General features: G+C 71.1%; 8 protein-coding genes and 3 pseudogenes. 3 read left to right on the forward strand and 8 right to left on the reverse strand.

What is annotated here, in order from left to right:
- Positions 1-288 precede the first annotated feature (288 nt).
- The 7 genes from VXC91_RS36845 to VXC91_RS36875 all read right to left on the reverse strand — a co-directional run bounded on the left by VXC91_RS36845 (position 289) and on the right by VXC91_RS36875 (position 10146).
- Complete coding sequence (locus VXC91_RS36845) at positions 289-972, reverse strand: TetR/AcrR family transcriptional regulator (protein ID WP_329511711.1); 684 nt, start codon at positions 970-972, stop codon at positions 289-291.
- 41 nt (positions 973-1013) lie between these two features.
- Entirely contained in the window at positions 1014-2717 is a 1704-nt protein-coding gene (locus VXC91_RS36850; protein ID WP_329511718.1) for an allophanate hydrolase, read from the reverse strand.
- Between the two features lie 5 nt (positions 2718-2722).
- A complete protein-coding gene (uca, locus tag VXC91_RS36855; RefSeq protein ID WP_329511712.1) occupies positions 2723-6316 on the reverse strand; it encodes an urea carboxylase in 3594 nt (1197 codons plus the stop codon).
- On the reverse strand, positions 6313-7113 hold the full coding sequence (locus tag VXC91_RS36860; protein ID WP_329511713.1) for an urea amidolyase associated protein UAAP2: 801 nt from the start codon (positions 7111-7113) through the stop codon (positions 6313-6315). The genes uca and VXC91_RS36860 overlap by 4 nt, the downstream gene beginning before the upstream one ends.
- Position 7114: 1 nt before the next feature.
- Positions 7115-8026 carry an urea amidolyase associated protein UAAP1 gene (locus tag VXC91_RS36865; protein WP_329511714.1) on the reverse strand — a complete coding sequence of 304 codons (912 nt, stop codon included), beginning with the start codon at positions 8024-8026 and terminating at the stop codon, positions 7115-7117.
- A gap of 50 nt (positions 8027-8076) precedes the next feature.
- Positions 8077-9693, reverse strand: a complete 1617-nt coding sequence (locus VXC91_RS36870) for an amino acid permease (RefSeq protein ID WP_329511715.1) — start codon at positions 9691-9693, stop codon at positions 8077-8079.
- Positions 9694-9861: 168 nt separating this feature from the next.
- Positions 9862-10146 (reverse strand): integrase core domain-containing protein, encoded by a 285-nt coding sequence (locus VXC91_RS36875; protein WP_329511716.1) that lies wholly within the window; start codon positions 10144-10146, stop codon positions 9862-9864.
- Positions 10147-10355: 209 nt separating this feature from the next.
- Here VXC91_RS36875 and VXC91_RS36880 point away from each other — a divergent pair.
- From VXC91_RS36880 to VXC91_RS36890, 3 genes and pseudogenes are all read left to right on the forward strand, one after another.
- Positions 10356-10811: pseudogene (locus tag VXC91_RS36880) on the forward strand (integrase core domain-containing protein); the annotation flags it as partial.
- 50 nt (positions 10812-10861) lie between these two features.
- A complete protein-coding gene (locus tag VXC91_RS36885) occupies positions 10862-11179 on the forward strand; it encodes a transposase (RefSeq protein ID WP_329511717.1) in 318 nt (105 codons plus the stop codon).
- A gap of 151 nt (positions 11180-11330) precedes the next feature.
- A pseudogene (locus VXC91_RS36890) lies at positions 11331-11900 on the forward strand (IS3 family transposase); the annotation flags it as partial.
- Between the two features lie 33 nt (positions 11901-11933).
- Here the strand turns inward: VXC91_RS36890 and VXC91_RS36895 are convergent.
- Positions 11934-12395: pseudogene (locus VXC91_RS36895) on the reverse strand (integrase); the annotation flags it as partial.
- Between the last annotated feature and the right edge of the window lie 2 nt (positions 12396-12397).

The raw sequence follows: 12397 nt of genomic DNA on the forward strand, positions 1-12397 counted from the left end.
GGCAGAACCCGGTCGGCCGGTTCCAACTTCGGTTTACCGAGCTGGCGTTGGAGCACAGCGAGCTGGTGCCGCAGCACCAGCAGTTCGACGTCCTTGGCAGCGTTGCCCAGCAGCCGCAGGCCTGCCAGCTCCAGCGACCTGCGCGTCAGCAGATAGATCCATGACCACCGCATGGATCTTGATCATGCCCCGGTCCACCACCGTCCCGCAGTGAAACGTCCTGATCAGGGGCCCGAACTCGGGTTTTCACGCGGGACGGGCGCTGGAGGGTGTGCGGTGGGTCGGCGGTCAGTCCAGGCTGCTCAGCAGCGACCGGCCCTCCTCCCGGGCGGCGGCCACCGCCGGCTCTCCGAGCCCGCACAGGCGCAGGCACGACGACGCGATGGCCTCGGTGTCAGCCGCATCAGGCTCACGGGAGCGCCGTACCTGGATGACCACCTCCACCAGCTGGATCAGGAGTTCACCGAGCCGCTCGGCGGGCAGGCCGTGCGCAACGTCCTCGGTCGCCGCCAGGGCGCCCAGCGTGCCGTAGCTCGACTGCAGACGGCCCCGATCGGCCCGGAAGGCGTCGAACCGCTCGGCCCGTACTTCCGGCAGCAGATAGAGCGTGCCGATGTTGTACGGAGTGCGGGAGAGGGTGTGTACGTCCATAGCGGCCACGGCGTAGAGTGCGGCGGCCGCATCCGCTTGCTCGGGCACCAGGGCCCGGATCCGGTCCACCATCTGCAGACTGGGCCGCACGGACGTCGCCAGCAGCTCGGCGAGGATCTCCTCCTTGGTGGCGAAGTGGTAGTAGAGCGAGGCCTGCCTGATGCCGACCCGCTCGGCGATCATGCGGGTGCTGGTGCTGGTGATCCCATGGTCGACGAAGAGCGCCCCGGCGGCGTCGAGGATCTGTTCCCGGGCGGAGGTGCCGGGGTCGGACGGCGGCGTGTGCCGGGGCCTGCCTTGACGGGGACGCGTCGTCGTCATGGCCCCATCCTGCCACCAGGTGTCCGCCCTGCGGCCTCCGGTCACGCGGACGCCGTGTACGCCCGCCAGCCACCGAAGCGGGTGATGTCGGGCGCGCCCTCGACGGCGTACGGCTCGACGAGGAAGCCGCAGACCTGCCGCCCGTCGGCCAGTTCGACGGTGCCGATGGTCATCGGCGCGGGCACGGCGGCGGTGAACGCCCCGAACCCGGCAGCGGGCAGCCGCCAGATCTCGCCCTCGATGCCCGTCCGCGCGTTGCCGCCTGACGCCGTGGCGTGACCCGCCCCGGCGCCGGCGTCCCGCCCGGCCTCGGTGACCCGGAGCAGGCCGGGCTTGGGCGGCTCGGTGGCCAGGGCGTACAGCCGGTAGCCGCCTGCGGTGCGGGCCGGGCCGGTCAGGGTGCCGCTGGCCTGCACCAACTGGGCATTGAGGGGCTGACCGGTGAGGTGGGCGCCGACCACGAACAGGTCGAGCCCGGGGTTGGCGAACCGCTCGGCCAGCGCGGCCAGGGCGCGGTCCGAGAAGGCCGGTCCGGTGAACATCACGCCGAACGGCAGGCCGTCCACGAACCCGGCAGGAACGGCGAGCGAGGCGCAGTCCAGCAGGTTGGCGAAGTTGGTGAACCGTCCCAACCGGGCGTTGGCGCCGACCGGGTCGGCCGCCACCTCATCGAGGGTGGGATGCCAGGTGGTGGTCGGCGTCAGGAGAGCTGTACAGCCGTCGAGCACCGCGCGTCCGGCGGCGCCGAGCGCTGCGAGCCTGGCGGTGTCGGCGGCCCAGTCGGCGGCGGTCTTCTCCCGGCCTGCCAGCACGATGGCGGCGACGGTCGGATCGAGGTCCGCCCCGATCAGGACGCGGTGCTTCTCCAGATGCGCGCCCACGGCGGCGTACCGCTCGGCGACGAACGCGCCGCCGTACAGCAGGTCCGCGACCTGAAGCAGCGGGGTGATGTCGGTTTCGACGATCTCCGTCCCGGCGCCCGCCAAGCGGGCGACGGCGGCGTCGAAGGCTTCGCGCCAGCCGTCGGCCATGCCGTTCAGATGCTCCCCGGCCGGTACGGCGATCCGCGGGCGCGCGGGGGGCGGCGGAAGCTGGGTGCCGGTGCGGGAGAGCGGATCGGCCGGATCGGGGCCTTCGACAAACTCCGCGGCGGTGCGGGCGAGTTGCAGGTCGCGGGCGAAGACGGTCACGCAGTCGAGCGTGTAGCAGGCGGGGACCACCCCGGTCACGGGCACCAGACCCTTGGTGGGCTTGACGCCTACGATGCCGTTGAGGGCGGCGGGCACCCGCCCGGAGCCGGCCGTGTCGGTGCCGAGCGCGATGTCGGCGACGCCCAGCGCCACCGCGACGGCGGATCCGGAGGACGACCCGCCGGAGATACGGGCCGCGTCCCAGGCGTTGCGCACCGCGCCGTAGGGGCTGCGGGTGCCGACCAGGCCGGTGGCGAACTGGTCCAGGTTGGTCTTGCCGAGCACCACCACGCCGGCCGCGCGCAGCCGCGCCACCGCGGGCGCGTCGGCCTGCGGTTCGTAGGCGTACGACGGGGCGCCCGCAGTGGTGGGGAGGCCGGCCACGTCGATGTTGTCCTTGACGGCCACCACCAGGCCGGCCAGCGGCAGCGCCGGGTCGACACCGGCCGCCTCGGCGAGCACCTCCTCGCGTGGCCTGAGGTGGATCCAGATCTCGGGCCGGCCGAGGCCCTCGATCCGGTCGTAGGCGGCCTGGACGCGTGCGGTCGGTGTCATGGCGTTCATGCCCGCACCGCCGCGAGGACCTGGCCGGGGGCGACCTGCTCACCGGGCTTGACGTAGATCTCCAGCAGTGTCCCGGCGGTGGGGGCGTTCACCTTGGACTCCATTTTCATCGCCTCCAGGGAGAGGATCGCATCGCCGCTCGCGATGGTGGCGCCTGGCTCGGCGGCGATCTGCCAGACGGTGGCGGTGTACGGCGCGGTGACCGGGACCGCCCCATCCGGCAGGGTGACGGCAGCCGCGGTGGTCACGGGTTCGGGATCGTCGGCGCGGTCGAACTCTCCCGCAGCTCGCCAGCGTTGCTTCTCGGCCTCGAAGGCGGTGCTCTGCCGCCGGCGGAACGCGGCGATCGAGTCGGCCTCCGCGGCGAGGAAGGCGTTGTACTCGGCGATCGAGAAGGTGCCCTCCTCGGTCGCGAAGTCACCGCGCCCGGCGTCGGCCTCGGCCCGCAGTTCGAGCAGTTCCTCCGCGGTGACGGGATACCACTCGATGCGGTCGAAGAAGCGCAGCGCCCACGGCGAGTCCCGGAACAGGCCGCCCTTGCGGAACCGGTTCCAGATCTGCACGGTGCGGCCGACGAACTGGTAGCCGCCGGGGCCTTCCATGCCGTAGATGCACAGGTAGGCGCCGCCGATGCCGACGGAGTTCTCCGCGGTCCAGGTGCGGGCCGGGTTGTACTTGGTGGTCACCAGGCGGTGCCGTGGGTCGAGCGGGGTGGCGACGGGGGCGCCGAGATAGACGTCGCCGAGGCCGAGCACCAGGTAGGAGGCGTCGAAAACGGTGCGGTAGACGTCGTCGGCGGTCCGAAGGCCGTTGACTCGGCGGATGAACTCGATGTTCCACGGGCACCACGGGGCGTCGTCGCGCACCCCGGCCATGTACCGCTCGATGGCGAGGCGGGTCGCCGGGTCGTCCCAGCTGAGCGGCAGCCGCACCGTGCGGGAGGGGACCACCAGTTCGTCGCTGGGCGGGACTTCGTCCTCCAGCTCGCGCAGCAGGGCGGTGAGGTCACGGGCCTTCAGCCGCCGGGCGTCGGTGTGGATCTGGAGGGAGCGGATGCCCGGGGTGACGTCGAGGATGCCGTCGGGCGCGTGGCCGGCGAGGGTCTCCTGCAGGGCGTGGACCCGCATCCTCAGGCCGAGGTCGAGGACCATGGGGCCGTACTCGACCAGGACGTTGTCGTCGCCGTCCCGGCGGTAGGTGACGGCGGGGCGGGCATCAGTGGCCTCCAGGCGGCCGAGTACGCCGTCGTCGCCGTCTCCGCCCGTGCTGATCAGCGTGGGGGAGGAGCGGCGGGCATCGAGGGCGGCCGCCTCGGCTTCCCTGACCGGTACGAAGCGGACGGTGTCGCTGGGGCGGAGCTGGCCGAGCTTCCACAGTTCGCCGCTGGCGACCACCGCGGGGCAGACGAACCCGCCGAGGGACGGCCCGTCGGGGCCCAGGATGATCGGTGTGTCGCCGGTGAAGTCGAGGGCACCCACCGCGTACGGCGTGTCGTGGATGTTGGAGGGGTGCAGCCCGGCCTCACCGCCGTCCTGGCGCGCCCACCGCGGCTTGGGCCCGATCAGGCGGACGCCGGTGCGGGCCGAGTTGTGGTGGACCTTGTAGTCAGTGGCGTAGAGGGTGTCGATGTCCCCGCGGGTGAAGAACTCGGGCGCCGCGTGCGGCCCTTCGGTGACACCGATCCGCCAGTGCGAGGTGATCGCCGGCCGGCGCTCGGGCGGGGTCGGGCCGCCACCGGCCGTCGCCGAAGCTCCGGGTCGCAGCACATCCCCGGCGCGCAGCGCCCGCCCGCCGTGCCCGCCGAAGCCGCCGAGGGTGAACGTCGAGGCGCTGCCCAGGTATTCGGGTACGTCGATGCCGCCCCGGACGGCCACATAGCTGCGCAGACCCGGCCCCCGGCAGGCGCCCAGCACCAGGGTGCCGCCGGCCGGGACCGTGACCGGCTCCCATAGGCCTGCCGCGCTGCCGTCCACGGTGACCGGGACGGGGGCGCCGGTGACGGCGACCACGGTGGCGGCCGAGAAGCGCAGGGCCAGCCCGCCCGCGGTGACCTCCAGGCCAGGCGCCTGGGCCGGGTTGCCGACGGCCAGATTCGCCTCGGCGAAGGAGACGGCGTCGAAGGGGCCGCTCGGCGGTACACCCACGTGCCAGTAGCCGAGTCGGCCCGGAAGGTCCTGGACGGTGGTCATCGCGCCCGGCACCAGGACGTCGACGCGCGGCTCGGGGTCGACGGTGGTGGCGAGCGTGCTGGTGCTGTGCACCGCCTCGCGCACCTCGCCCCGCACGGCCAGCTCGCGCAGCAGGCCCAGGTTGGTGACGATGCCGTCGATCCGGCTTGCGGCCAGGGCCTGGCCGAGCACGTCGAACGCGGCGTCCCGGGTGGGGCCCCTCGCGATCACCTTGGCGAGCATGGGGTCGTAGTACGGCGAGACCTCCAGACCGGTTTCGGCAAAGCCGTCGACGCGCACGCCGCGCATGTTGTCGGCGCCCTGGCCGGGGAAGGCCGCTCGGGTGATCAGGCCCGAGGACGGCAGCGAGTCCTTGCCGGGGTCCTCGGCGTAGACGCGAGCCTCCACGGCATGCCCGGCGGGCGTCCACTCCCGCTCGAACACCGCGTCCTCGACCCAGCCGTCGCGGGCCAGGACGAGCATCAGTTCGACGAGGTCGACGCCGTACGCCTCCTCGGTCACCGGATGCTCGACCTGGAGACGGGTGTTGACCTCCAGGAAGGCGGCCTCCTCGCGCACGGGGTCGTAGACGAACTCCACCGTCCCCGCGCCCCGGTAGCCGACGGAGGCGAGCAGCCGCCGCGAGGAGTCGTGCAGCAGTGCCCGCACATGAGGAGGCAGGGCCGGGGCCGGGGCCTCCTCGACGACCTTCTGGTTGCGGCGCTGCAACGAGCAGTCCCGGTCGCCGAAGACGGCGATCCGGCCGGTGCCGTCGCCGAAGACCTGCACCTCGACATGGCGGGCGGGGCGCACGAGGCTCTCCAGGAACACCCCGGCGGACCCGAAGTTGGACTCTGCGAGCGCCGCGACGCGGGCGAATGCCTCGCGCACCTCGTCGGCGGTGGAGCAGGCCTGCATGCCGATGCCGCCGCCACCGCCGGTGGCCTTGACCATCACGGGCAGCCCGATCGACCCGGCCGCGGTGACAGCCTCCTCGGCGCTTGCCAGTAGTTCCGTCCCGGCCAGCAGCGGCACGCCGGCGGCCTTGGCCAAGGCGCGTGCGGTGTGCTTCTCACCGAAGGCGGTGATCTGGTCGGCGGTCGGTCCCGCGAAACGCAGACCGGCCCGCTCGACGGCACGGGCGAAGACGGTGTTCTCGGAGAGGAAGCCGTAGCCGGGGTGGATGATGCCCGCGCCCTGGGCGAGCGCGGCCTCGATGATCGCCTCGCCGCGCAGATACGACGCGCGGGCGGGCGCCGGACCGAGGCGGACCGCGTGGTCGGCTTCGCGGACGTGCGGGGCGGCCCGGTCGGCGTCGGAGAAGACGGCGACGGTGCCCAGGCCCATCTTCCGGGCGGTGCGGATCACACGGCGGGCTATCTCACCGCGGTTGGCGACGAGAACGGCGGTGGGGCGGCTCACGCGCCCTCCTTCGCGGTGCGAGCGGCTTCCGCGGACCGTGCGTCGACGTCGACCGGTGCCGGCTCCACGACGATCATCCGCAGCGGAGTGGGGTTGAAGTCGTTGCACGGGTTGTTCATCTGCGGGCAGTTGGACACCATCACCAGCACGTCCGTCTCGGCGCGCACCGCAACCCGGCGGCCCGGCGCCGACATGCCGTCCACGATGCCCAGCGCGCCGTCCGCTTCGACGGGCACGTTCATGAACCAGTTGAGGTTGGAGACGATGTCCCGCACCGCGAGGCCACGCCGCCCGGCCTCGGCGAGGAAGTTCTCCCGGCAGCCGTGCTGGAACATCACATGATGGCCGTAGCGCAGGGTGTTGGACTCCTTGCCGCACGCGCCGCCGATGGTGTCCTGGCGGTCGACCTCGTTGGCGACGACGGTCATCAACGGGCGGCCCTCGCTGCTGCGCAGCACGGTGCCGGTGCGCACATAGGCGTTGCCCTGCCAGGCCAGGGTGTCGGGGACGCTGTAGCGTTCCTCGGGATCGTCGGCGTTGTAGAGCAGACAGTCGGCCGACTGGTTGCCGCCGACGTCGACGATCGTCAGGACGTGCCCCGTCCGCACCACCGCCGACCAGGGCGCGTTGGGGGCCACCGTCTCGTTCAGGACGACGGCGCCCTCGACCAGACTCGCTCCCCGGTCCAGGGGAGAGCCCTCCGCGTACACGGCGCCCACGGGGACGGTGGAGGCGACCGTGCCGCCGGCGGCGGTCGGGTAGTTGACGGGCCTGGTCTCGGTCCGCGTGCTCGCCATGTCACAGCCCCCGGGCTTCGCAGTAGTCGACGGTGTTGAGGTAGGCCCGGTGCAGTTCCGGAGCGGCGGTGAACCGCGGCTCGCCGGGGCCGGTCGGGGCACCGCGCCAGGCGTGCACCCGCAGTGGGCCGACCACATAGCCGGGACGAGGGTCCAGCGGATGGGCGACATTGGCGACCAGCACCAACAGGGGCATCTCCGCGACGAGTTCGACATGCGTGCCCGCCCCCGCGCTGCCCTGCCAGGCCAGGGTGCCGTCCGCTTCGACGCGCACGCCCTGGAAGAAGGACAGGCTGGGTGGCAGGTCGCGCCGGCTCAGACCGTGCTTGGCGGCCGCTTTGAGGAAGAGCCCGCGGCCGGACGGCGACGGCCCCTCGGGGCGGGCGTCACCGTACTTACGCTCGTTCCAGGCGTCGGTGGTGGTGCCGCAGAAGGCGTCGTGCCGGGAGGAGGAGTCAGCGCTGACCACCGCCAGGATCCGGCCGTCGCCGGACAGTAGCGGATGGTCCTGGCCCGGATAGGCCTGCCAGGGTACCTTCTGGGTGTCGGCGACGTTGAGCCGCTCCACCGGCTCCAGGGCGTTGAAGAGCAGCAGGTGGGCGCAGGCGTCACCGCTCGGGTCGTCGAAGCGCAGCCGTGTGCCGCGGGCAAGGATTTTGTGTGTGTAGCCGCCAGGCGCCACCGTCTCCGCCCATACCAAGGCGGTCGCGTCCACCCCCGGCGGGCAGTACGGGCTGTCCGACGCCGGCAGGAACGGCATCCACGCACCGACCTGGCCGCCCTGGGCGCGGGCGTCGTCGCGGGCACTGTGGACACTGTCGGTCAGGTGCAGATCACGGGCGCGCGTGGGCGTCTGCCCGGTCGGGTAGCGGCCTTGTGGCGGCACGGCGGTCGAGCTCTCGGTGGTGGTCATGGATGTCCCGTCGTCCCTTCGTCGGTACGTCATCGGTGCGTCCGCTCGTGTCACACGGGCCCACAGGCGGGCTCGGCGACGGCCTGCGCGTCGAGGGTCGGCTCGGTGTGCGTGTGCGGTACGTGCCTCAGCTCGATACGGCGGTGCAGCCGGCGGGCTTGGAAGTAGCCGGCACCGGCGGCCAGGCTGAGCCCGATGAACAGCAGGGCGCTCCACCGCAGCCACCACGTGCCGCCGGTGAGGTCGTAGATCTCTGCACGGGGCCAGATCAGGTTGACCGTCATACCGGCCTGGTAGAGCACGGCGAGCGCGTTGACCGCCACTCCCCATCGGCCCAGCGAGAACAAGGGCCGGCCGGTCTCGTCGACGCCCACCGGCAGCCCGCCGCTGCCCCGCTGCCGGATCCGGGTGACCAGCAGCGGCACCGTCACGCCCAGATAGGCCAGGTACAGCAGGGCGATGCAGAGGCTGGAGAGGGCGGTGAAGATCGCCGACTGGCGGATGTTGACCACGAGCGCGATCGCGGCGCCGACGCCCACCACGATCGACGTGGTGATCGGCGTACCGGTGCGGGCCGATACCTTGCCGAGGTGCCGGTGGAAGGGCAGGGCGCCTTCGCGGGCCATGGAGTACATCATCCGCGCCCCGGAGGTCTGCACAGCCAGGGTGCAGGCGAACACCGCGACCGCCACGCAACACAGCAGCAGTCGGCCCAGAACCCCGCCGAGCCGGTCGGTGAGCACCCAGGACAGACCACCGGCGGCCAGTTGTCCGTCGGTCAGACTTCCCGCCGCCATCAGCCCCGAGACGATCAGCAACGCGCCCCCGACACCCGAGGTGATCAGCGCCCGCAGGATGGTCCGGGGAGTGGTCCGGCGCGGGCTGTGGGTCTCCTCCGCCAGCTCGCCCGCCGAGTCGAAGCCGACCATCACGTACGCTGCCATCAGCGAGGACGCGAGAAAGGCCCCGAAGTAGCCGCCGTGGCCGGCCCAGCCGGTGGGGTGGGCCACCACCTGCGGACCCCGCTCGGGCAGGAAGAACAGGATCAGCACCAGTGCGAGCACGCCGATGATCTCGACCGTGACGCCGAAGCTGGTGGCGGCGGCCATCTGGCGGATGCCCAGGATGTTCACCACCGTGGTGATGACCAGCAGGACGCATCCCAGCAGGACTGCGTTCTGCGCGCCGGTCGGGGAGCCCACCGACGGATCGGCGCCCGGACCGCCGACGATCTGGAACCCGGACCAGATGCCCGGCAGCACCGCCTGTGCCGCGATCGCGGCCGCCGCGACCGTGAGGATCTGCCCGATGATCATGATCCAGCCGACGAACCAGCCCGTCGTGGTGCCGGCCAGCCGGCTCGACCACTGGTAGATCGCCCCGGATATGGGCCAGCGCGCGGCCAGTTCGGCGAAACACAGCGCGACCAGCAGTTGGCCCGCGAAGACCAGCGGCCACGTCCAGAAGAACGCCGCGCCGCCGAGACTGAAGCCCAGCCCGAACAGCTGGAAGACGGTGGTGAGGATCGACACGAAGGAGAACCCCGCGGCGAACGACGCGAAGCCGCCTACGCCGCGGCGGAGTTCCTGCTGGTAGCCGAAGAGGGCGTGGCCGGTCGTGCCACCGCCGCCAGGGTCCTGCGCAAGGGGGAGTTCGGGCCGGCTCATCGCCGCACCTCCGATCGGTCGACAGATACCTGTCGCTTGATAGGTATTGCGATCGTCGGCCGGACCGGTCTCACACCCGAGTCTGGGAAGTTAACTTCGTGTATCCGCGGGCCCCGTACCGGTTCAGAATGGCTGCACAGGGCCTGAGTTGCCATTTTCGCCGATTGATCAGCCTGCTCGGCGGTACTCATTGATCAGGCTGGCGACGGCTCGTCGGCGTGCGATGTGGGCTGCAGGCAGGGGGATGACGTCCGGGGCGTCGCGGGGCGCGAGCTGGTTGCGGCCTTGGTGGGGTCGGTGGGCGTTGAAGTGGCGGGCGTAGTCGTGGAGGACTGTCTCGGCGTGGCCGCGGTCGAAGATCAGCAGACGGTTGGTGCACTCATCCCGTACGGAGCGTATGAAGCGTTCCGCGTGTGGGTTGCAGCTGGGGCTGCGTGGAAAGGTTTTGGCCACGGTGATGCCCTCGCTGGCGAAGACGGTGTCGAAGGCGGCGGTGAACTTCGCGTCCCGGTCCCGGATGAGGTGGGTGAAGTCGGTGGCGCGGTCGCCGAGCTGCCACAGGAGTTGGCGGGCTTACTGGGTGGGCCAGACTGCGTGTGCCGCTCGAAAAGTCGTCGTCGCAGGTGAGCGGGGTGCGGTGGGTCCAGAGGGACCATGTCCGCGTGATCGTGTCCTTGCTGTACAAGGTGGCCCGGAAGTTGCTGTGCGCACCGTCGGTACTGCTCCGCAGTGAGGCGGCGAGGGACGCGGAACTGCTGGTGTTGCGGGACGAGAATGGGGTGCTGCGCCGGCAGTTGGCCGGTCCGGTCCGCTACGAGCCTGCCGACCGGTTCTGGTTCGCCGTGCTGTCCACGCTGGTACCCCGGCGGCGCTGGCGCGAGGTCTTCCCGGTCACCCCCGGCACCCTGCTCGCCTGGCACCGCAGGTTCATTGCCGCGAAGTGGGACTACAGCGTGCGCCGGCGCACCGGACGCCTGCCCACCCGGGCGGCGGTCAAGACGCTCGTCCTGCGGCTGGCCCAGGAGAATCCGAGGTGGGGACACAGGCGGATCCAGGGGAAGTTGGCCCGACGCGGGCATCAGATCGCCGCCTCCACGGTCTGGGAGATACTGAACGCTGACCTTCCCCTCGTAGCGTGGAGGTGTGACTGAAGGGGAAGTTGAGGGTCATGGGTGGGAAGCGACGGTCGTACGACGCGCCGTTTCGTGAGGGTGCGGTACGGATCGTGATGGAGACCGGGAAACCGGCCGCGGAGGTTGCGCGGGACCTGGGCGTGCACGAGGGCACGCTGCAGACCTGGGTCCACCGGGCCAAGGCCCGCGCGGACGCGGAGGCCGCGGGCGGGCTGAACGAATCCGAACGCGAGGAACTGCGCAGGCTGCGCGAGGAGAACAAGCAGCTGCGCAAGGAGAACAGCGAGATCGGGATGGAGCGCGATGTCCTCAAGCGCTCCGTGGTCCTCTGGGTGAAGGAGGCGACGAAGTGACGGTTGCGGGCTTCATCGCCGGCCAGCGGACCGAGCACCACGTCCCGCACACCGTCGCCTGCCGGGCACTCGGGGTGTCCGAGTCCTGGTTCTACAAATGGCGCAGCCGCCCTGAGCAGCCGACGAAACGCGAGGTCAGGCGGGCAAACGGAAGGTGGCTCGTGACCTGGTGCGCCGCCGGTTCGATGCGATCGCTCCGGACGTCTTGTGGTGGGGCGATATGACCGAGATCGAGACCGGTGAGGGCAAGCTCTACCTCGCGTCCGTCCATGACGCGTTCTCGCGCCGGGTACTGGGCTACGCGATGGGTGAGCGGCACGATGCGGCCCTGGTCAGCGCGTCACCCAAGATGGCAGCCGCGACGCGCGGCGGCACCGTGGACGGCGTGATCTTCCACTCGGGCCGCGGTTCGGAATATACGAGTGAGGCGTACAACAGCCTGTGTGACCGTCTGGGCGTGGTGCAGTCCATGGGGCGCGTGGGCTCGGCCCTGGACAACGCGGCCGCGAAATCGTTCCACAGCGTGCTCAAGGTCGAGTACGTCCACCGGCATCGCTTCGCCACCCGAGCCGAGGCACAGCTGAAGATCGCGACCTGGATCGCGGACTTCTTCAACACACGCCGCCGACAAAGCGCGGCCGGCGGACTACCTCCGGTGGAGTTCGAACGAACCATCACCGAAGCCCGGTCACGCTCGCATCAGAAGGACCGAGCAGCATAGGGAAGTCCTCCACGTTTCGAGGGGATTGACAGTCTTGAGGATCTCCCAGACGGTGGAGGCGGCGATGTTGATGCCGAGGGTGGCGAGTTCGCCGTGCACTCTGCGGTAGCCCCACGACGGGTTCTCCCGGACCAGGCGCAGGATCAGGATGCGGATCGAGCGAACGGTGGGCGGGCGGCGTGACCTCTTGGGTTGGCAGGTGGGGGCGTGGCACTGCTTGATCAGGTCGCGGTGCCATCGCAGTACGGTGGCGGGTTGGACCAGCAACCGGAGCCGACGCAGAACCTGACGCGGCAGCGGCACCAGCAGAGCGGCGAGGAAGGCTCGGTCTTGCGAGGTGAACTTCACCCGGTCCGTGCCGAGCTGCTGCTCAAGGACCATGATCTGGTGGCGCAGGGCGAGGATCTCCGCGTCCTTGTCGCGGTCGCTCATCGGTAGCAACCGCAGCGCGGCGAACGCGTTGGTGATGGTCAGGTAGGCGAGACGAAGCAACACGG

Origin of the sequence: Streptomyces chiangmaiensis (genome assembly GCF_036281785.1) — a bacterium.
Lineage (GTDB): Bacteria > Actinomycetota > Actinomycetes > Streptomycetales > Streptomycetaceae > Streptomyces > Streptomyces chiangmaiensis.

What these genes read in the sequence shown, in the direction of transcription:
- VXC91_RS36845 (WP_329511711.1), bottom strand. Translation starts at nt 972, where the DNA reads ATGACGACGACGCGTCCCCGTCAAGGCAGGCCCCGGCACACGCCGCCG.
- VXC91_RS36850 (WP_329511718.1), bottom strand. Translation starts at nt 2,717, where the DNA reads ATGACACCGACCGCACGCGTCCAGGCCGCCTACGACCGGATCGAGGGC.
- VXC91_RS36860 (WP_329511713.1), bottom strand. Translation starts at nt 7,113, where the DNA reads ATGGCGAGCACGCGGACCGAGACCAGGCCCGTCAACTACCCGACCGCC.
- VXC91_RS36865 (WP_329511714.1), bottom strand. Translation starts at nt 8,026, where the DNA reads ATGACCACCACCGAGAGCTCGACCGCCGTGCCGCCACAAGGCCGCTAC.
- VXC91_RS36870 (WP_329511715.1), bottom strand. Translation starts at nt 9,693, where the DNA reads ATGAGCCGGCCCGAACTCCCCCTTGCGCAGGACCCTGGCGGCGGTGGC.
- VXC91_RS36885 (WP_329511717.1), top strand. Translation starts at nt 10,862, where the DNA reads ATGGGTGGGAAGCGACGGTCGTACGACGCGCCGTTTCGTGAGGGTGCG.